This window comes from Parapedobacter deserti, from assembly GCF_042646065.1.
Taxonomy (GTDB): Bacteria; Bacteroidota; Bacteroidia; order Sphingobacteriales; family Sphingobacteriaceae; genus Parapedobacter; species Parapedobacter deserti.
Map to the genome: position 1 here is coordinate 305,292 of NZ_JBHRTA010000030.1, position 21,713 is coordinate 327,004.

At 49.7% G+C, this 21,713-nt stretch carries 14 protein-coding genes; 7 read left to right on the top strand and 7 right to left on the bottom strand.

Going from position 1 to position 21,713, the window contains the following annotated elements; genetic code table 11:
* The first annotated feature begins 27 nt into the window (after positions 1–27).
* On the top strand, positions 28–2,154 hold the full coding sequence (locus ACFOET_RS10030) for a ComEC/Rec2 family competence protein (protein ID WP_379022148.1): 2,127 nt from the start codon (positions 28–30) through the stop codon (positions 2,152–2,154).
* Between the two features lie 21 nt (positions 2,155–2,175).
* On the opposite strand, the gene ACFOET_RS10035 is transcribed toward ACFOET_RS10030, so the two are convergent.
* A complete protein-coding gene (locus tag ACFOET_RS10035) occupies positions 2,176–3,318 on the bottom strand; it encodes an acyloxyacyl hydrolase (protein ID WP_379022150.1) in 1,143 nt (380 codons plus the stop codon).
* A 213-nt stretch (positions 3,319–3,531) separates the two neighbouring features.
* On the opposite strand from ACFOET_RS10035, the gene ACFOET_RS10040 reads away from it, so the two are divergent.
* Both ACFOET_RS10040 and ACFOET_RS10045 read left to right on the top strand, forming a co-directional pair.
* Entirely contained in the window at positions 3,532–5,451 is a 1,920-nt protein-coding gene (locus ACFOET_RS10040; protein ID WP_379022152.1) for a RecQ family ATP-dependent DNA helicase, read from the top strand.
* A gap of 41 nt (positions 5,452–5,492) precedes the next feature.
* Positions 5,493–7,706 (top strand): NADP-dependent isocitrate dehydrogenase, encoded by a 2,214-nt coding sequence (locus ACFOET_RS10045; RefSeq protein WP_379022154.1) that lies wholly within the window; start codon positions 5,493–5,495, stop codon positions 7,704–7,706.
* Positions 7,707–7,964: 258 nt separating this feature from the next.
* Here ACFOET_RS10045 and rpsA read toward each other — a convergent pair whose 3' ends face one another.
* A complete protein-coding gene (gene rpsA / locus ACFOET_RS10050) occupies positions 7,965–9,908 on the bottom strand; it encodes a 30S ribosomal protein S1 (protein ID WP_379022156.1) in 1,944 nt (647 codons plus the stop codon).
* Positions 9,909–10,743: 835 nt separating this feature from the next.
* Between rpsA and ACFOET_RS10055 the strand changes: the two genes are divergently transcribed.
* From ACFOET_RS10055 to ACFOET_RS10065, 3 genes are all read left to right on the top strand, one after another.
* Positions 10,744–11,391 (top strand): DUF6266 family protein, encoded by a 648-nt coding sequence (locus tag ACFOET_RS10055; protein ID WP_379022158.1) that lies wholly within the window; start codon positions 10,744–10,746, stop codon positions 11,389–11,391.
* A 129-nt stretch (positions 11,392–11,520) separates the two neighbouring features.
* The gene (locus ACFOET_RS10060) at positions 11,521–13,203 is read left to right on the top strand and encodes a M14 family metallopeptidase (protein ID WP_379022160.1); all 1,683 of its coding nucleotides are present in this window, start codon (positions 11,521–11,523) and stop codon (positions 13,201–13,203) included.
* 11 nt (positions 13,204–13,214) lie between these two features.
* Positions 13,215–14,957, top strand: a complete 1,743-nt coding sequence (locus ACFOET_RS10065) for a M14 family metallopeptidase (protein ID WP_379022162.1) — start codon at positions 13,215–13,217, stop codon at positions 14,955–14,957.
* Positions 14,958–14,978: 21 nt separating this feature from the next.
* Here the strand turns inward: ACFOET_RS10065 and ACFOET_RS10070 are convergent, their stop codons facing one another.
* The 5 genes from ACFOET_RS10070 to ACFOET_RS10090 form a co-directional block, all read right to left on the bottom strand.
* A complete protein-coding gene (locus ACFOET_RS10070) occupies positions 14,979–17,105 on the bottom strand; it encodes a response regulator (RefSeq protein ID WP_379022164.1) in 2,127 nt (708 codons plus the stop codon).
* A 98-nt stretch (positions 17,106–17,203) separates the two neighbouring features.
* Entirely contained in the window at positions 17,204–18,211 is a 1,008-nt protein-coding gene (locus ACFOET_RS10075; RefSeq protein WP_379022166.1) for a YihY/virulence factor BrkB family protein, read from the bottom strand.
* 3 nt (positions 18,212–18,214) lie between these two features.
* Positions 18,215–18,622: an acyl-CoA thioesterase gene (locus ACFOET_RS10080; RefSeq protein ID WP_379022168.1), complete on the bottom strand. Its 408-nt coding sequence runs from the start codon at positions 18,620–18,622 to the stop codon at positions 18,215–18,217.
* Positions 18,622–19,668, bottom strand: coding sequence for an endolytic transglycosylase MltG (mltG, locus tag ACFOET_RS10085; protein WP_379022170.1), 1,047 nt, complete (start codon positions 19,666–19,668; stop codon positions 18,622–18,624). The genes ACFOET_RS10080 and mltG overlap by 1 nt, the downstream gene beginning before the upstream one ends.
* 6 nt (positions 19,669–19,674) lie before the next feature.
* The gene (locus ACFOET_RS10090) at positions 19,675–20,448 is read right to left on the bottom strand and encodes a PASTA domain-containing protein (RefSeq protein WP_379022172.1); all 774 of its coding nucleotides are present in this window, start codon (positions 20,446–20,448) and stop codon (positions 19,675–19,677) included.
* 253 nt (positions 20,449–20,701) lie between these two features.
* Between ACFOET_RS10090 and ACFOET_RS10095 the strand changes: the two genes are divergently transcribed.
* On the top strand, positions 20,702–21,712 hold the full coding sequence (locus ACFOET_RS10095) for a D-alanine--D-alanine ligase (RefSeq protein WP_379022174.1): 1,011 nt from the start codon (positions 20,702–20,704) through the stop codon (positions 21,710–21,712).
* Position 21,713 lies beyond the last annotated feature (1 nt).

Below are 21,713 nucleotides of genomic sequence, written 5' to 3' on the forward strand. Positions count from 1 at the left end.
CCTGATTCTGGCTGTTCAATTATTTATATGGCAAGCAATACAGCAACAAACCCGTTCCGCCTCAACCATCAGGGCCATACGCCTTTCGTGCGTTTCCTGATGGCACTGTTGGCGGGGATAGGCACGGGTTACTTGCTCACGCCCGAGCAATCGTGGCATACCGTCGCATGGTGCATCCTGATCGTTGCAATGATTGCTTTTGTGGCAATCGCCTGGTATACTAGACTGCAGAAATACGGATATTACAGCGTGTTGGGTTTTGCTGTGTTTTTTATCCTGTATGCTTTAGGCTGGATTTCAACATGGCAACCCCATCCGGAAATAAACCGCGCTCATTTCAGCAATAGCCAAGCAGATGCATTGGCCGGCTATGTGGCCGATGAACCTGTCGAGCGGGGCACCCGCGCGCGGTTTCCCTTTGTGGTTACCAAAGTGTACCGTCAAGCCAGCTTCGAGGCCGCCACAGGAAAGCTGATGTTGACGGTCGACATAGGCGATACCGCGCTGACACAATCGTTCCGATATGGCGACGAATTGATACTCCCTTCGGAATACCGGGAAGTACCGCCGCCTTACAATCCCAATGAAATGAACTACAGGGGTTATCTCGCAAATAGAAATATGTGGCATCAAGCTTATTTGCGGGCTGATCAGCTACAACGCCTGGGTAAGGGAAAAGGCAACCGACTTATCGCTTATGCGTTAGCCGAAAGGCAGCGGATGGTTGCGAAGTTTTCGAAATATATAGCCGATAGGGATGCTTTCTCAGTGGCCTGCACATTAATATTGGGATATCGTGCAGACCTGAGCGACACGTTGATGCAGGCGTTTTCCAACACGGGAACCATTCATGTGCTCAGCGTGTCGGGTATGCATGTAGTTATTGTGTTTTGGTTGTTATCTAAGTTGTTTTGGTGGACGGACCGCAGTAAAAGACTAAGGGTTGCCAAGTTTGCGGTTTTGTTAACAGGCATATGGAGTTATGCGTTGCTGACTGGTTTTTCTCCATCGGTATTGCGGGCGTCCATTATGATCAGTTTTGTGCTGGCGGCGGCTAATTTTGACAGAAAAAACCGGATTTATAACAGCATTGCCGCTTCAGCATTTTTTCTGCTTTTATATAATCCCAAATTCATCGCGGCCATCGGTTTCCAGCTTTCGTATCTCGCGGTGTTGGGTATTGTTTCTCTGCTTCCGGTTCTCCAGCAGGTTTTCCTCGTAAGCAACCGTTTTGCCAGGCCAATTTGCGACTATGCTTGGATGTCAATTGCTGCGCAGGTCGGGGCGGGCCCGCTGGCGGCTTATCATTTTCACCAGTTTCCGCTTTACTTCCTTCTTGCTAATCTGCTTATCGTTTTGCCTGCAACTGGGATTATGTACCTGGGCTTTGCGCTATTGATCCTGCCATCCGGCCAATTGTCAGCCTGGACAGGTAAGGTATTGGAGCAGCTTATTTCGTTGACCAATAATATACTGCTCACCATAGAGCAACTGCCGATGGCAAATATCGGTGGGCTTTGGATGGCCTGGTGGCAAACGTTGCTGGTTTACTTGTTCATACTTGCCGTGCTGCTTGCATGGGTGATGCGCAGCAAACGCTGGGTATATGGTGCTTTCGGGTGCGTGGCTATCTGGGTATGCTCGTCTTTTCTGTCAATTACCCGGCATGCGAACAGCGCTAAGGCCATTATCTTCAACATTAGGCATAACCTCGCGATCGGCTTGATCCAAGACAGAAAGGTCTGGTTGTATACCAACTTGGCATCCGCTGATGACCCGACCATCGGCTATTCGGTATTACCTACATTAGCATCCCATGCGGCGTTCGATACCATCAATTTCATACCATACGATGGCAGCTACCGGGATAAAGTGGTATATGCAAGGGAGGGAATTTTGCAATTCGGCGAGATGCGACTGATGGTATATGACGGCACCACCACTTACAGCGGAAATCTGGATGTGGATGTCCTCCTGTTGCGGAACAATGCGGATGTGTCATTGAAAGCGATGTCCGAAACGGTTAGGTGCAAAATGATCGTCCTCGACGGTTCCAATCATGACACCACGATAAATCGCTTCAATGAAGAGGCACATGCCGCCGGAATTCCAGTTTACGTTCTGAAGAACAATTTTGCCTATCATTTGAATTGACAAAAGCGATCGGGCGCTGTGTTATTTATTGCTGGTCAGGGTATAGCCAACCGTCCATTCAACAAAATCGGCTACGGCTTTATGGGCTTTGATCGAAATGCCGGTATACGAATTCCCCATCACCCGGTAGCGCACCCCCATCCTCAAAAATATTGGATCTGTCTCACCATTGAACACGTTGCGGTGGAGATACCAGCCTACATTTCCGTTGAGATAGAGTCTGCTAGTGAGCAAATGATCGATGTTTAACGCGGGTCCTCCCGAAAACAACGCCCCGGGAGTGGACGCTTTTCCGCCTGCCTTTTCCGTGTCACTCCCCGATTGCGAATAGAAAATGTCGGCTCCCAATCCCAGGCGCCATTTATAGCTTAGCGGACGGTTCCAGTACAAGCCGAGTGTTGATTTAAAGTAACGGCGGCCACCAGGTTCGTATTGTTTTATCCCCGCCGCATAATGCATGTCAACGTGATGCGCTTTCTCCAATGGCGGTACGGGCGCTTCGCTGAAGTCGAACCGCCGCGGCTTTGGAAGGTATGTGAGGGCTACGGTAAGGGGAACCAAGTTGATGCCCGAGTTTGGTTTTCTGATCGCGCCATTCGAAAAGTGATGGAAAGCAAACCCAGCTCCCATCTGCAAGCGGTCACTCAAGCTGTAGTTTGCTTGCAGGCCGAGGTCAATAAAAACGTTTCGGTGGGTGCCCAGCAGTTCATTGAATGGGTTGTTGTCTTCATCATAGGGCTCAAAGTTGCTGGCAAGTCCCAAGGATATCCGGTAATTAAAATCCCATCGGCTAAACCGACCGGGCTTGATGGGAATGGCCACAAAACCGTATATCGCGTTAGGTGTACCTATGGCGGCCTTCCGGAACGTACTGGAATACAGCCCAATGCCGTAAACCGGATAGTTGAATAATTGGTGGTTGATATCCCCTCCGCGCTCGGTTTGCCATCCGATTTTGAGGTTCACACCGTTGTAATATATTTCACCCAGCTCCTCTTTTATTGCCCCATTCTTGTACAGCATACCGCCGTTCTCGATTTCCAACTGGACAAGTATCCTGGATAAGGCAATTTTGGAAGAGTCCCGGGGCAGATACCTGGAATGCTGGCCCCGGGGAATGACCTGCGACAGCAGATGATGCGGTGTCAGTAACAGGCAGCCCATGAGAAAAACGGATGAAATACAGTTTCTTAGATGGTAAAACGACCGTAACAGCATGGTATTGTAAATGTAGAAGCGCGTGTTTTCCGCCTGCGAAGGTATTATCTTTCGTAAAAAGATTTGTCTTGCCAATGTATTTTCTTGACAATACGGCACAGCACTCGCGATACGCTCAATGCAAAATACATTACGTATGTTTGTATGGGTTCAGACAACATGAACAGTGTAGAAATTCTTCATAAGTACTGGAAACATGAATCGTTTCGGCCGCTGCAGGAGGAGGTCATCCAGTCGGTCTTGATGGGTCGCGATACGTTGGCACTGATGCCTACCGGGGGTGGCAAATCAGTCTGTTTTCAAGTGCCGGCGTTGGTTAAAGAAGGGATATGCATTGTGGTGACGCCACTCATCGCATTGATGAAAGATCAGGTGGAAAACCTTAGGGCGAAAGGTATCGAGGCAGTGGCCATCTTTTCGGGCATGACTAAACGCGAGGTAGACATTATCCTCGACAACTGCATCTACGGCAACATTAAATTTCTGTACCTTTCACCTGAAAGGTTGGCTTCCGATCTGGTACGGGAGCGGATCCGCCATATGAATGTCAACCTGTTTGCCGTTGATGAAGCTCATTGTATTTCCCAGTGGGGATATGATTTCAGGCCGTCGTACCTTTACATTGCCGTGTTGAGGACACTGCATCCCAGTATTCCATTTCTTGCACTTACCGCTACTGCTACCATAAGGGTCATAAGCGATATCCAGGACAAACTGGAATTTGCACAGCATAATGTTTTCAAGACAGGTTTCGGCCGAAAAAACCTCGCCTACATGGCATTCGAAGAGGAAGATAAGATAGGCAGGATGTTCCGGATTATCCGCAAGCTTGGCGGTAGCGGCATCGTTTACGTCAGAAACCGGCGGGAGACACAGGAGGTAACCCGCATCTTGTTAAACGAAGGGGTTTCGGCCGACTTCTACCATGCCGGTCTGGATACCCCTGAGCGTGCACGCAAACAGGAAGCCTGGAAAAATAACAGCACGCGCGTCATTGTCGCGACCAATGCCTTCGGCATGGGGATCGATAAACCCGATGTTCGTTTTGTTATCCACCTGGATTTACCGGATTCTTTGGAGGCCTATTATCAGGAGGCAGGGCGTGCAGGGCGTGATGGTAAAAAGGCATACGCTGTACTTTTGCACCATCGCAGTGACCGCGACCGGCTTCTCCAGCACTTTGAGCTTAGTTTTCCGCCACTGGAAGATATCAAACGGGTGTACCAGCATTTAGGCAACTATTACCAACTTGCATACGGCGCAGGCGAGGGTGTCACACTTGACTTTGATATTGCCGACTTTTGCTCCCGGTATAAGTTGGATGTGATCGCGACGCTCAGCGCACTGAAATTTCTCGAACGCGATGGCTGGATAACCGCCACCGATACGGTATACCTGCCCTCAAGGATTAAATTTGAAGCAGACCAACACGAGTTATATCGGTTTCAGGTGGGCAATGCGGCTTATGACGGGCTGATCAAAACTGTTCTACGGAGCCATGGCGGCGCATTTGACCATTATGTCCCCGTACGTGAGCACGACTTGGCCCGCCGCATGGGCAAACGCGTATCTGACATCATTGATATGCTGCGATACCTCCAAAATGCGGAGATATTGAGTTACCTTCCACAGACGGATAGCCCCCAGCTGCAGTTTTTAAGGCCACGGGTGGATAGTAGGTGGCTGCATATCGACCGGCAGTACATCGTGCAACGGAAAATAATCAAACAGACGCAACTTGATGCCGTGTTCCACTACCTCGATAGCAATACCTGTCGAAGTAAGTCGCTGCTGGCGTATTTTGATGAGCCGAAGTCGACACGCTGTGGGATATGCGACAGGTGCTTAAAAAGCCAGAAAACGGAGGATCTGGACGATCAATTGCTGGCGGAACTGGTAGAAGTGCTGGCTGAAGGGCCGCTTTCCATAGATAAGTTGGTTACAGGCATGCGTTTAGGCGATGAGGAGGCCAGGCTAGCATTTATCCGTAAGCGGTTGGACGATGGAACCCTGAAGGTGAACGGAGATAAATATTACCTCGGTCGGGATCAGCCCGGTGAACGCCAGCTTGTAGAATAGGGTAATTTTCGCTACTTTTGAGACCCAAATTCATACAGATTATGTCGAAAAATACCACGATTTTTTACACGAGGACTGACGAGGCTCCAGCTTTGGCCACCTATTCTTTTTTACCCATTGTTACGGCTTTCACCGCCCCGGCCGGAATATCGGTTGAGGAAAAAGATATTTCATTGGCAGGCCGGATTCTGGCAAATTTCCCGGAATACCTGACGGATGACCAACGGATCAGCGATGCACTGAGCGAATTGGGCCAGTTAGCCACCACACCGGAGGCTAATATCATCAAATTACCCAACATCTCTGCCTCTGTGCCGCAGTTGAAGGCGGCCATTGCCGAGCTGCAGGCCAAAGGATATGCAGTGCCTGACTATCCTGCGGAACCGAAAAGTGAAGAGGAAGTGACCGCCAAGGCGCGATACGCCAAGGTGCTGGGGTCAGCCGTAAATCCTGTCTTGCGCGAAGGGAACTCTGACCGTCGGGCACCCCGTGCGGTGAAAAATTATGCCAGACAGCATCCGCACTCCATGGGTGCATGGTCGCCCGACTCAAAAACACGGGTGGCTTCTATGCCGGACGGCGATTTCTATAGCAGCGAGCAATCGCTTACAGTGCCACAGGCAACTACCTTCTCCATTCAGTTTGTGGGCGACGATGGCGAAAAGGTGGAGCTTAAGGGTCCGGCTAAGCTGCTGGCAGGAGAGGTCATCGACTCATCCCGCATGAGCATCAGCGCATTGAAGCGCTTTGTAGCCGAAGAAATCAAGGCGGCCAAAGAAGCGGGCCTGCTGTTTTCTGCACACCTGAAAGCGACGATGATGAAAGTGTCAGACCCGATTATTTTCGGAGCCATCGTAGAGGTATATTTTTCGGATGTGTTTGCGAAGTACGCCAAATTATTCACTGAACTCGGGGTAGATACCCGGAATGGCTTGGGCGATGTCTATGCAAAGATAGCTGGACACCCACAAGAAGCTGAAGTAAAAGCAGCATTGCAAGAGGCTATCGGAAACGGGCCGGACATTGCTATGGTAAACTCTGATAAGGGTATAACCAATCTTCATGTGCCGTCGGATGTGATTGTCGATGCATCAATGCCGGCAATGATACGTAGTTCGGGAAAAATGTGGAATAAGGACGGCGAATTGCAGGACACCATCGCGCTTATTCCAGACCGCTCTTATGCCGGCGTATATGTGGCAACCATAGACGATTGCAAGCAGCACGGTGCCTTCGACCCGTCCACGATGGGGTCCGTGTCCAACGTGGGACTGATGGCGCAAAAAGCTGAAGAATATGGTTCACACGACAAAACGTTCCAGGTTCGCGCTAACGGGGTAGTCCTGGTGGTGGATGGAGATGGCGCGGTGTTGATGGAGCAACAGGTGGAAGCAGGTGATATCTTCAGAATGTGCCAAACCAAAGATGCATCGATCCGCGATTGGGTGAAGTTGGCCGTAAACCGGGCACGTTTATCCGGTACACCGGCTGTATTCTGGTTGAATGAGAGCCGTGCGCACGACAGGCAGCTTATCGAAAAAGTCAACACCTATTTGCAGGAGCATGACACCGAAGGCCTTGATATCCGTATCATGGATCCGGTGGACGCGACGAAATTCTCACTGGAACGTCTCCGTAGGGGAGAGGACACCATCTCGGTGACCGGAAATGTACTGCGGGATTACCTGACCGACTTATTCCCTATCCTGGAGTTGGGTACGTCCGCTAAAATGTTGTCGATTGTTCCGCTGATGAACGGCGGGGGCTTATTTGAAACCGGTGCGGGCGGGTCGGCTCCCAAGCATGTTGAGCAATTTCTTCATGAAGGATACCTCCGTTGGGATTCGTTGGGCGAGTTTCTAGCGCTTGCTGTTTCCTTGGAGCACGTCGGCCAGACGCAAGGGAATGCCAAAGCACTTGTATTGGCTGAAGCGCTGGACGCCGCTACCGAAAAGTTTCTGGAAAATGACAAGTCTCCGGCGAGGAAAGTAGGCCAGATAGATAATCGGGGGTCTCATTTTTACCTGGCATTGTATTGGGCAGAGGCGTTGGCCTCACAGGATAAAGACGCGGATCTTAGCGCCCATTTCACCCCAATTGCTGAACAATTGAAAGCGAACGAAAGCAAAATCAATGAAGAGTTGATCGGAGCTCAAGGTAAGCCCCAAAACATCGGCGGATATTATTTTCCGGACCACGTATTGGCGGCTGGGGCGATGCGGCCAAGTGCAACGCTCAACAAGATCTTTGGATAGATAAGTTTCAGGCGGAGCTCGGCATGGATTTCCAACCCGCTGCTCGGGTTCCGCCTTATACAATACACCCGCCCGGGTGTTTCAGCACGTCTTTCGCTTCGGTTCCTGACCGCTTCCGTCCCTAGCAACGTTATCGCGCTCACCAGGCAGTTCGCTGTTTACGACATTCAATCTTCCCGCCTACACCAGCTTGCAAAAAAAATCCCCGCGCCTTTGGAAGGAGCGGGGATTACAATTATAGTTTGTGCGGAAGGCGGGTTACTTTTTCGCTCGCTTAGCGCTTTCCTCGTCTTCCAATTGCTCTTTCAATTGTGCAAGAACATCGAGGTCTCCTAAGGTGGACTTTTCTACCGACTCTTTCACTTTCTTCACAGCAGAAGACGCTGCTTTCGCCTCTTTTTTACGGTTATTGAAATCCTCCATCCGTGCTTCAGCCCGTTGGTCTTCCCAGATACGGGAATGAGAGATTACAACACGCTTGTTCTCTTTGTTGAATTCGATGATTTTGAAATCAGCGGTTTCATCAAGTTTCAATACGCTGCCGTCTTCCTTGACGCTGTGCTTGGCAGGGCAGAATCCTTCAACTCCGTACGGTAACGCTACAATGTTGCCCTTCTCGCCGACCTTGATCACTGTTCCCTGGTGGATGGAATCAAGCGTAAAGATGGTTTCGAACGTATCCCAAGGGTTTTCTTCCAACTGCTTGTGTCCAAGGCTCAACTTGCGGTTTTCCTCGTCAAGTTCAAGCACCACCACCTCCAATTCTTCACCAACTTTGGTAAACTCATTCGGGTGATTGATTTTCTTAGACCAGGAAAGGTCAGAGATATGGATCAACCCATCGATGCCCTCTTCCAGTTCTACGAATACGCCGAAATTCGTCATATTCTTAACAACAGCTTTCTGCCGGGAACCAATAGGATAGCGGTCTGCGATATTTTTCCAAGGGTCTGGGGTCAATTGTTTGATACCCAAGCTCATCTTGCGTTCGTCGCGGTCCAGTGTAAGGATTTGGGCTTCTACCTCGTCACCTACTTTCAAGAACTCCTGCGGACTGCGCAGGTTTTGCGACCAAGACATTTCTGATACGTGGATCAACCCTTCGACACCCGGAGTTATTTCGAGGAATGCACCATAGTCGGCCACGGTCACGATCTTGCCTTTTACTTTTGAACCGATTTCCAATGACGAATCCAAAGATTCCCACGGATGCTCGGTCAGTTGCTTCAAGCCAAGTGCAATACGTTTTTTCTCGTCGTCGAAGTCCAAAACAACAACATTGACAGTCTGGTCAAGCTGAAGCACTTCCCTTGGATGCTCGATACGGCCCCACGAAATATCAGTGATGTGCAGCAGGCCGTCTACACCGCCCAGGTCAATAAATACACCGAAGTCGGTGATGTTTTTGACCGTGCCTTCGAGAACTTGTCCTTTTTCGAGTTTGGAAACGATCTCGGTTTTTTGATTTTCCAGATCGTCCTCGATAAGTACTTTATGTGATACCACAACGTTTTTAAACTCATGGTTGATTTTTACAACCTTGAATTCCATGGTTTTACCCACGTATATGTCGTAGTCGCGTATCGGTTTAATGTCAATTTGCGATCCGGGCAGGAAAGCCTCCACACCTTTAATGTCCACAATGAGTCCACCCTTGGTACGGCTCTTTACGAAACCATCAATAATGGTATCATTTTCAAGTGCTTCGTTGATTTCTTCCCAGGATCTCTGGGTTTTGGCACGTTTGCGTGAAAGCACCAATTGTCCATTGGCGTCTTCCTGTGACTCAACAAATACATCCACCGTGTCTCCCACTTTCAGATCCGGCGTGTCACGGAATTCAGAAAGGGATACCAAGCCGTCCGACTTGAACCCGATGTTTAGCACCACATCTTTGTTGTTGATGGATACCACTGTGCCTTGTACGATCTCGCCCTTGTTGACCGAATTGAACGTGCCGGCATACAGATTTTCTAATTTAGCGCGCTCTTCATCGCTGTAATTGCCGAAACCTTTTTCGTCCCGCTCCCAATCGAAATCATCCTCAGGGGTGTTCCAGGTAGTCGATTTGATCTCGTCAATGAATTTCGAATCGGCTTCCGACTCGATGTCCTCTTTTTCTTTCACCAAGGTATCCTCGGTGTCATGAAGTTCAGCTTTTTTCGCTGCTAATTCTTTTTCTGCTTCTTGTTTTTTTGCCATTAATTCATTTGTCTCCTTTTTCCCGATTTTTATCAGGACTGCAAAGATATGAAAAACTTTTGTTTATAGGGAGTTATTATTTAACTTTGTTGCCTTTGAGGCCTTTACCTGATCCCAATCCGGTCGAAGGACCTGAGAAGCTCTTATAGAAGAGCTACCGCCATTCGATTTTATGAAGCTGTTGACGCTCGTTTGGAAAGACAGCCAAAGTGCATCTGTTTGACTAAAAGGACAACTTTGCCCAGGAAAAAATTCTGAAGCATTATGCAGCGTTGGCACCCCAGCATCCGTCAACCGATCCACGCCCCTTGTATAAAATATATACGAGCCGTCCGCTTGTTGTTCGTATCCAAAATCTCGGTTGCCGCTCACTGGATGCTGACCATACCTGGGGTCAAATATCGTGGAGAAAGTCCATGTGTTATTGCTACTTTGACTTACAATTACCGAGCCATTATCAGGGCCGGCCATGTCAATTGGTTCCGACACCTTTCTTTCTCACCAGCAGCTCTTCATAAACAAATTGTTGATTGCTTGCCGGAGTGTAGCGCAGGATATCGCCAGCCGCTTTGCCAGATCCACCGCATTCGGTAGCAGCTGGCAATGAGCTTGCGAAGCAGATTCTTTGCTTGCACAAGAAGAAATGATGTTTAGTTTGCCCCTAAGAAATACTTACAGGTCCTTCGCAAATAAATTGCTTTTTCTTCGGAGTTTGTTCGGAGTTTATTTGGTTTACACCGAATCAATACCTAATGAATTTCAAGTTGCTTTTGGATTAATAACAAATGATAAGTAAATTTGGATGACTGAAATTATAAACTAACAGTAACTCGCTATGGGAATACTAACTGATGGGATAACCGGGCATGTCCGGGGTAAGGTCGGGGGCGTTGTTTTTTATACCGCAAACGGGCAGAATATCGCACGTTCATTGCCCCGTGCCACCCGCAAAAAGCGTCAACCTACAGCGCTGCAAGCGCTGCAGCGGGAGCGGTTCAGAGTCGTGCAGGACTGGCTCCGGCCGCTGCTCCGGCTCGTTAAAGTTGGGTTCGGCAAGTATGCGCCGCCAAGGACGGGGCACAATGCGGCGATGTCGTACAACCTTACCCACGCAGTAATCTACAACAAAGAAGAATCCCGGTATGAAATTGACCCTGCTGCTTTTGCGTTCAGCGGCGGTCCGATTCCGGCACCATTGGACGTCAGTGCCGTACAGGATGGAAGTGTAGTACGTTTTTCCTGGAAGAATCCCGGCGGGCGGGACATCAGGTATGCCACCCGGACCATGCTTCTGCTTTACCGGCCCGGCGCCAGCTTCTGCTGCTACAAGACCTATGGGGACGGATGGGGGGAAGATACGTTGGACATCCAGGGGTATTACCAGCCGGGCGATACCTGCCACGCCTATATGGCGTTCATCGATGAGGAGACAGGAGCGGTATCCAATAGTGTGTATGGGGGAACATTGGTGCTGGAGGAATAAGAAAAAGATTTTGGCATCAAGTTGGCATTCTTGATAGAGATATGTAACATTTGTATCACAAGGTAAATGCCTTGCGGACGTTGCCTGCTTTTCTGCTAAATTGCGCTGAAAAATCAAACCAATGGCTGAATGAAAAGATGTTTACTATCGAGTTTTATTGCCTTATTGATTGGGGGCAGCCTCCACGCGCAAGGCGATTACAGTGACGGACGGCGGCTCGCCCAGCGGATAAATGCCCTAGCAAAAAGCCATCCCCAGTACGTCAAGACCCGGTCGCTGGTCAAGACCCTTGGTGGAGCCGACATCTGGCTGATCACCATCGGAACCGGGCAAACCGAACAGAAGCCAGCCATCGCCGTCGTAGGAGGGGTAGAAGGTAAGCATTTGCTGGGCGTCGAACTTGCGATCGGCTTTGCAGAAAAGCTGCTGGCGAGTGCACAGACGGACAGTATCCGGCGGCTGTTGGATGAACAAACGTTCTATGTGTTTCCTAATATGAGCCCCGACGCGACGGAACAATATTTCGCTGCAGTCCAATATGAACGGAATGGAAACGCCAGGCAAACCGATGATGATCGCGACGGAAAAATAGCAGAGGATGGCTACGACGACCTGGACGGCGACGGGAAAATCACGTTTATCCGTGTGGAGGATGCTACGGGCACACATATCCTCAATCCGGATGAGCCACGTTCACTGATCCCGGCGGACCTGGCAAAGGGGCAGGTGGGCCGGTTCCTGGTTTTCCCCGAAGGTATCGACAATGACAAGGATGGCACATTCAATGAAGATGGCGAAGAGGGTGTTCATTTCAATAAGAACGCAACCTACAACTACAGAAATTTCCTGCCGGGAGCGGGCGAACATGCTGTATCGGAAGCGGAAAACCGGGCAATGTTTGATTTTCTGTATGATGCGTTCAACGTGTATGCCGTAGTGGCATTCGGGCCCTACAATAACCTCTCCTCGCCCGAGCAAGCCGGCAGGGGAGACGGTGCTGGGCCCCCGCAGCAGGGTAGGCGTCCGGGTGGCCGGAAAATCACCAGCTGGTCCTCGCAGGATGCTAAGGCCAATGCGTTTGTTTCTGAGCAATATCGTAAGATCACGGGCACGACAGATGCGCCGAAGGCAACTGCCGGAGAAGGCAATTTCGCGGAATGGGCGTATTATCACTATGGCCGATTCAGTTTCAGTACGCCCGGTTGGTGGGTACCTCGGGTGAAGGCCGACTCCGCCAGCCGCGGGCGCAATCTGGACAATGCTTCGAACGGCAGCAACGACCCCGTTGCGGCCTACTTGAAATGGGCCGAATCGGAGGGTATCAGCAATACGTTCGCTGAATGGAAGCCTATTGAGCACCCCGACTTTCCCGGTAAGCGAGTGGAAGTTGGCGGAATCCACCCCTTTGTTCTTAATAACCCACCGCATACATTGGTAGATGATATCGCCAGCAAACATACCGCGTTTGTGGTTGCCCTCGCAGGCATGGCGCCAAAATTGGATGTGGTGGATCTGAAGACAGAGAAACTGGATAACAACCTCACTCGGATTTCGCTGAAAGTGCTCAATTCCGGACTGCTGCCCAGCCTTACACAGGTAGGCGAACGCAGCTATTTTCTAAAGCAAATAACCGTCAATGTAAAAACCACGGGAAGCCAAAATGTGGTAAGCGGACGGAAGATACAGACACTCGGAGCTGTAGCTGGCGGCCAGGCCGTCGAATTGAGTTGGCTTGTGCAGGGAAGCGGCAAACTGAGCATTGAAGCGGGTAGCGTATCTACCGGAAAGAAAACCGTTGAAGTAACGTTATAAAGCAGACCACCATGATACACGCAAAAAAATATACGCTTACGTTGGTACTGGCTGTGCAACTGACGTTTACGGCCATCGCCCAAAACCCTGAAAACATCCTGGCGGCCGCTGGCTCGCCACCCAATCCGAAGGTAGCCATCAGCTGGAACCGCTATCACGACAACACGGCACTGGAGGAGATTTACCGCAAAATGGTGGCCGCTCATCCCGACCTTGTCTCACTGCAGTCTATCGGAAAGTCGGTGGGCGGACGGGACCTCTGGCTGCTCACCGTGACGGATAAAACTCAGGGCCAGCTTGACCGGAAACCAGCGACTTATGTAGACGGCGGGATTCATGCCAATGAAGTCCAAACGGTTGAATTCGCTCTCTATATCGCTTGGTACGTAACAGAGATGCACGCGGCAGGGAATCCGTTTTTCAAGCAATTGCTGGCTGAAAAGACGTTTTATATCGTGCCGAGTATCAGCCCGGATTCCCGCGACAATTTTATACACCATGCGAATACCCCTCATTCGTCACGTACGGGGCAGCAGCCGGTTGACAATGACCGGGACGGTTTGGTGGATGAAGATGATTTTGACGATCTCAACGGCGATGGCCATATTACGCAGATGCGTCGCAAGAGTCCCTATGGCCAGTATGTCCCGGATCCACGTGACCCGCGAAGACTGATTCGGGCCGTGGAAGGTCAGGAAGGCCAATATGAATTACTGGGTTACGAAGGACTGGACAATGACGGCGATGGTTTGGTCAATGAAGACGGTGTTGGCGGATACGACCCCAACCGGGATTGGGGCTGGAACTGGCAGCCCAACTACGTCCAGGGCGGAGCCTACAAGTACCCATTTTCTCTTCCCGAGAACCGGGCCGTCGCTGATTTCGTCCTCAGCCACCGAAACATCGCAGCGGGTCAAAGTTTCCACAATTATGGAGGTATGATCCTCCGGGGCCCTGGAGCGGAGGAGGACGAGCCAAATTTTACCCGTGAAGACATATCGGTATACGATGCGCTGGGAAAGAAAGGGGAGCAGCTGATTCCCGGATACCGCTATATCGTAACCTACAAGGATCTGTATTCGGTATACGGAGGAGAGTTTGATTGGCTTCACGGCGCCCGTGGTATCTTCGCCTTGAGCAATGAGCTCTGGACGGCCAATTATTATTTCAACAGGCAACAGGGCAGCGGCGGCCCGGGCGAGCAGTATGACTTCGACCAATACCTCATGTTCGGGGATGGGTTCGTTGACTGGCAGCCTTATGACCACCCGCAATACGGGGAGATAGAAATCGGGGGTTTCAAAAAGAATTACGGCCGCATGCATCCTGGATTCTTATTGGAGAGCGACGCACACCGGAATGCCGCTTTCGTTATCTATCATGCATACCACACCCCGCAGCTTGAAGTGGCCGATGTAGAGATCCTGGATATTGGAAGTGGGCTTAAGCAGGTTACGGCGGTAGTAAAAAATACCCGGATCATCCCCACACACTCCGCCCATGATATTGCACATAAAATCGAAGTACCCGATGTGGTATCGTTGGCCGGCGGCGCCGTGGTAGCTGGAATGGTCGTTGAAAACCGTGACCTTGGAATCACAGTCGAGCAGCGTAATGACCCGGCCAACATCAATGTCCGCAATATCCCGGGCAATGGCATTGCTACCGTACGCTGGCTGGTAAAAGGGGGCAGCAAGTTTACGGTGACCGTAGACAGCAAAAAAGGAGGAATCGCCTCGAAGTCCGTTGAGTGATATAAAGGGTAAAAGCTCCTATTAGCTGTTTTTAAGGGCTCTTAGAATCGTTTTGACAACCTCATGCTCGGTGAAGGGTTTTTCGATGAAACCGTCGAATGATGCCTCAGCCGGGCTTTCTTCTGCATATTTAAGTGTCGACAGGTCGGCGGAAATAGCCAGAACCTTCATGGAATGGAAGCGCTCTTGCCCACGGATCCGTTCAAGCAGCTGCACACCGCTCATTCCCGGCATGTTGATGTCAGTAATCACGATGTCAAACAATTGGTCGTGCATCAACTGCCAGGCATCCTCGCCGTTGTTGACCGTATAAACACTGCCCACACTTTTGAAAAACTGCTTCATCAGCAAAATGTTTATGGGGTTATCATCAACCACAAGCAGCCGAAGGCTGGCTGGTAGGTCCGATAATGTAGCTTTCAGCTCTTCGTACGCTTCTATCTTGCTGCCCAAAATAGGGATGTCTGCGAAAAAAATTGAACCCGGTTCCTGCTTGGGCTTTAATCCGATGGTCCCACCCAGTTCTTCCGCCATCATCTTAGATATGTACAAACCTAGCCCAATTCCGCCCGAGTTGGCATTGGCCGTGAAATATTTGCGGAAAATCTGGCGCCTGTCCTGTTCTTTGATGCCGATGCCGCTGTCTTCCACCTCGATGTGCAGGCTGGGGCTGTTGCCGGCTTCGGATACCGATGCCCGGAAGTTAATTTCGCCTTTCTGGGTGTACTTAATGGCGTTACTCAGGAAGTTGGAAGCAATCTGCTTGATCCTGAATTCGTTGCTTAGCAAACTCCTTTGCGTGTCAATATCGATTTCGGTACGCAGTAGCAGGTTTTTCAATTCCGCCTGGTTTTGGTGGAGTGTAACAATTTCTTGAAAAGACCTGCACGGGAAAAAGTACTCCAGCGTAATGTTGCCTTTGTTGGATGCTTCCAGCTTGCTTAAGCTGAGAATATCTGTGATGTTATTGCTGATGATGTTAATGTTGTAGTATGCCGAGTCAATGAGCTTCTCGTCGACATGATCCGATTTCGCACGGTTCTTAAGCAAATCGATGATGCCCAATAAAGAATTGAGTGGCGTGCGGATCTCGTGGCTTATGTTGGCCAATACGCTGGTCTTTTCTTCAGCGAGCTTAGCGGCATAATCTTTCTCCTCCCGTAATCGGCGTTCGTATGAAGTGGCATAGATTTGATAGTACACCAGCGCAACAATCATCACCAGCATAAGGATCAATGCAAAAATAAGTTGCTTGCCGAATAGGTCTACGTTTTCTCTATATAGCGAAAAATCATTTTCTTCGGCTTGGCGCATCACATACATGTCAAGCGATTTGATGGCTTCCATGCTTTCCTTTAGCTTGTCCAGCAAAGTAAGGTTGGTTGTGATCAATTCCCTCTCTTTTTCGCGAAGCTTCAGAAATGTGTTACGAAGTTGATTGACGCTTCCTGAATAAGACTGTGCCAGTCCCTTTTCGGCTGCCGAGAGGTTTTTCTTAAGCACGGTAACCCGTTCGACATCATACCGCTGTTGTTCTTTCGGTACGACTATGGTGTCATCTTTGGTGTTGAAAATCCGTTTGAATAGACCGGGGTTTTTTCGTACAATCGTGTCGGTAACCACCTTTTTGATGGTATCGCTGGTCAATGCTTCATCAACTAGCGATTCGATATCCGTTGGGCGAATATTTTGTGGTCCCGATCCGGTGAGCTCCCCCAGCGTATCGCTGGTATGCATCACCAGGCGGTCAACCCTCTGTTTGAGCTCAGCAAATTCCATGGCAACTTTCTGCTGGTCGTCTACCTTCAATGCCGGATTGTGCAATGAAGTATGAGCCATGGTCTCCAGCGAATCAACAAACAATTTGAGTGTCTGCAGCTTTTCCAGATACGCTTGGTAGCTACTGTCGCTGAATTCCAACGTATATAACCTGAACATGTTTTCGGCTTCACTGTACGTCGAAAACAGGTTGCTGAGATTCTCAGAACCGGTCTGGCGGACTTTGTAGGCCTCGTTCAGCTGCTTTTCAAGCACCCGGTATTGCCCGTATTGGTAGATAAAAACGGTGCCGATGAAGAGAAACAGTATAGCGAAGCAACAGAGCAGTACAATCCGTAACGTCGGGGCATTTTTGGTGTTTTTTTTCATGTTCGTGTGGCTGACGTGCTAATTGCACAGGCCGAAGCTGCTAGCGGAAGCCAGACAAAAATATGCCAAAATTTCATTTGCGGCAAAAAAATTAATCATCATGTATGTGGCCCATTGAGCGGAGCACTTTTTTCTTGTTGTGATTCGGTAGACCGGAATGCGTTGAAGGTTCGCGGCCGGACAATCTTGATGCTCTGTTTAGAAAGCGCAATGCTGGCATTCAACTCGAAGCCAATGAGCAAGATCAGCGAATTGAGATACAGCCAGATCATGATCACGATCAACGTGCCGATAGAGCCATAGAGCTTGTTATAAGCATTGAAATTATTGATGTAGAACGCGAAACCCGAGAAAGTCAATACCGCCAGGATGGTGGCCAACATGGCGCCCGGGCTGAAGAGCTTCCATTTTCTTGACGATGCCGGGCCGAATTTATAGAGGATGCTTACCGTAAAGAAATAAATACCGAACAAGATGAGCCAGCGCGATGAGGTGACGACGAAACGCCAGAATGCCGCATTGAATTCGATATTCTCTTGCAGATAGCCGATGATGTATCCAGCCGCGGTGAAAATTGTCATCCCCGCTGCAAGCGCAATGATAATCATCAGGGTGAGGCCTATCGCGACAAGCCGCTGTAAGCCCCAGCTCCGGCTTTCGATAAGTAACGACGCCTTATTGAATGCAAGCATCAATGAACTCACGCCGTTTGTCGCAAAAAAGGTGGCTAAGATAAAACCTACTGAAAGCAGCCCCCTGTTTTGGTTTTTGATTATATCTTCTAACGTGGATTGGGTTGCGAGGAAAGCGTTTTCAGGCATCACCACCTCCATGAAGTCGAGCAGTTGCTCCTGAAAATTGTCGATAGGAATATAAGGTATCAGCGTAAACAGGAAAATAATGCCGGGGAAAATAGCCAGCATAAAATTGTAGGCCAGTGACGATGCCTTGTTAAGGATCGACTCGCGGGCAATCTCCTGGAAAAAAAACGTGGCCACTGTGTATAGCGGCAGGGATCCGAAACCCGGTAGCACGGCTACCTTCGTCCATTCCATGAAAAGCCAGTACGGTTTGAATTTTAGTAAGGTGCGATGCATCCAACCCATTGTTCAATCAAAATATTCCTTCAGCTGCTTCAGGAAATCGGCAGGTGGCATGCAGGGTTTCTTGCGCTTAATATTCACAAAAACCAATACCGTGCTGCCGGTGTTTAGCAATTCGCCTGACTGGTTAAACAATTCATAATCGAATCGGATCTTCACGGCTGGCATTTCGCTTAAAATCACTTTGACCGTGATTTCCTCATCATATGTTGCCGGTTTGAAAAATCTGGAATGAAGTTCCATCACCGGCATCATGATGCCGCTGTCCTCCAGGGCCTTATAGGAAAATCCGAGGCTACGGAACATTTCCACGCGTCCCACCTCGTAAAACGTGGCGTAGTTGCCGTAATAGACATAGCCCATCTGGTCGGTTTCGGCATAACGTATTCTCAGTTTTGTTTCAAACGTGTACATCAGCGCATGATATTTCGTTCATTCAGTGCCTGCTGAAATTTACGGGCGTTCCGGTTGTGTTCGGCGTGTGTCACGGCGAAATTGTGATAGCCCGAAAAGTCATCCTTGGCGACCATATAGATGTAATCGTGTTGTTCGTGGTTCAGTACAGCATCGATGGATGCAATGCTGGGCATCATGATTGGGCCAGGCGGCAACCCCCTGTATAAATACGTGTTGTAGGGCGAATCCGTGCGCAGGTGGCGATAAAGCACACGCCGGATGGAAAAGTCCTGATTCGCGAAGATCACCGTCGGGTCCGCCTGAAGCAGCATGCCTTTCCGCAGCCTATTGATGTATAACCCCGCGATCGTGGGCATCTCGTCTGTGTGCAATGCCTCACCCTTTACGATTGAAGCCAACACACTGACCTCCTGTGGGGTCAGGTTCAGCTTGGCTGCCTTTTGCCGGCGTTCTTCGGTCCAAAACTTTTGGTATTCGCTATGCATCCGTTCCACAAAGCGTTCCGCCGATGTATTCCAGTAAAATTCATACGTGTTGGGGAGGAACATGCTGAAGAAATTTTCAGCGTCGAACCCGTATGCTGTAGCCAGACTATCGTTGTTCAAAAGATTGATAAATGCAATGGAATCGGGTTCGAGCTGGCTAGCCAGTACTGAAGCAAGGTTTTCTTTAAGTCTTACGTTTTCAAAGCGGAGCTTGACCGCCTCCTGGAATCCGCCGCCCAGTTTGTTGATCAGTGTCCGGTTGTTCATGCCAGGTTCCAGACGGTACCTGCCCGGTTTTATCCGTGTAGGGTATTCCATTTTATCGGCTGCCCAGCGGAACAATGCAGTATCTTTGACGGCACGCAGTTCACCGATGCTGGTCATTACATCTTCGAAATCCCAATGGGAATAAATGTATAGGTATTCGGTTTCAGCCGTCACATTCGGTGCGAAGAACCCTTTGTAATACCTAAAACCGATCACTCCGGCGATTATAATCACAGCCGTGGCTATGATTAACGTTATGCGCAACTTTTTATTCATATGTTTCACTTCCATTCAGCGTCATTCATTCGCAAGCGCAATATTAATCGGTGTCCCAATACTTACCATTGGATCTTCCGGAGTCGGCGTCTGCGATATCACGGTTGCACTGAGGCTATCGGTTACGGGCCCCATATAATTAACCGTCCCCAACGTCAGTGAATTGCCTTGCAATGCAAACCTTACCTGTTCGAGTGTTAATCCTATTAAATCTGGCACAACTACTTCGTTAGCTCCCCTGCCATCTCCCAGCACCAGACCTACCGTCGATCCTTTCGGTATGGGGCGCCCGGCATTTAGCCGCTCGCCGCCAAACTTTACGTCCAATACCACGTCACGTGCGATATCGGGGATATAGGTGGTGTCTCCGAGTTTAAGCCCATAGCTGTTGAGGATTGCGCGGGCTTCCACGAACGTTTTCTCAATGAGGTCTGGAAAAGCAACTTCGGGGGCGGTTCGGGTGATGATGGTGAGGTAAAGCGTCCGGTTTTTCTTTACTTTGGTCGCAGGGTCCGGATCCTGTTCAATGACCAATCCCGGCTTCGCATCCACCTGATACACCGAGTCCACATCATATTCAAAGCCCTGTGCCTGCAACGTCTTAATGGCATCGTCAACCAAGAGCCCCTTAAGCTCTGGTACAATGACAGACTCATTATGGCGTGTATACTGACGCAAACCAAAGACAATAAGCAGGAAGAAGACGGTCAGTCCGATCAGCGCTCCAATGAGATTTTTCCGAAAGGTGTCCGTTCTTAAGTATTGGAAAAATTTATTCATGTTGAATTTGTTCATGTCGGCGCTACGTGCAATTAGTGTTTAACGTTGCAATATTAGCGCCAGTTTGCCGCCCCTGAATTTAAGTAAGGGGAAGCGGAAGCAAACTTAGACAAAGTTGCTTTGATATGCAAGTATAAGCAGCCCGTCATGCAGCGGTTCTTTCGTGTATCATGGGGCCCTTGATCGCCGTTATACGTCCGTTAGATTGTCGGCTTGGCGCCTTTTTTCTTTTGCATATAAACGGCGAGTTATCTAAGTTTGTCAAATCATGAGCAGCAAAAAAATAGCGTTAGTCACTGGCGGATATACTGCGGAATCCGACGTGTCATTTAAAAGTGCCGAGTTTGTTCACCAGCAGCTGGACAAGTCGCAATATGAGGTTTATCAAATAACCATCGCGGCCGACAGTTGGTTTCATGTCGGTGATAATGGGGTGAGATATCCAGTCAACCGTGACAACTTCACGCTGCCGTTAGATGGTCACACCATTTGGTTTGATCTGGCGTTCATCATGCTGCACGGGTCGCCGGGTGAAGACGGCCGTTTACAGGGATATTTAGATATGGTTGGTGTGCCTTACACATCCTGTGATGCGCTGACTTCGGCACTGACCATGAACAAGGCGTACACCAAGGCCGTGTTGGCGGATATCCCTGACCTGCACCTTGCCAAGTCGGTGCTGTTGTTCGACGGTCAACGGGATGAAGCTATCGACCTTATCCAGCGGGAGCTGTCATTGCCCTATTTCGTGAAACCTAACGCAGGTGGCAGCAGCATCGGCATGAGTAAGGTGAAGGTGGAGGAGGAATTGCCCCAAGCCATCGAAAAGGCATTCAATGCCGAGAATACAGGTAAGCAAGTGATCGTGGAGGAGTTCGTAGCCGGCCGGGAGTTTTCCGTCGGTGTATACAGGCGGCCTGACGGGTTGTTTGTGTTGCCCGCGTCGGAAGTGATCACCGAACGAGAGTTTTTCGACTTCGAGGCCAAGTATGTGCCGGGTCTGACCAAGGAGGTGACCCCCGCCGAGCTTACCGAAAAACAGCGGGCCCGCATCGAACGGCTGGTGAAAGCGATATACACCCGACTCAACTGCAAGGGGATGGTCCGCATCGATTTTTTCCTTGAAAGCAACACCGATAGATTTTACTTCATTGAGATCAACACCATACCGGGACAGACCGAGCAGAGTTTTATTCCCCAGCAAGTCCGGGCAGCGGGAATGACGGAGACAGCGTTTTATGGCGAACTCATCGAACAATCTTTAGCTTTTAAGTCATAAG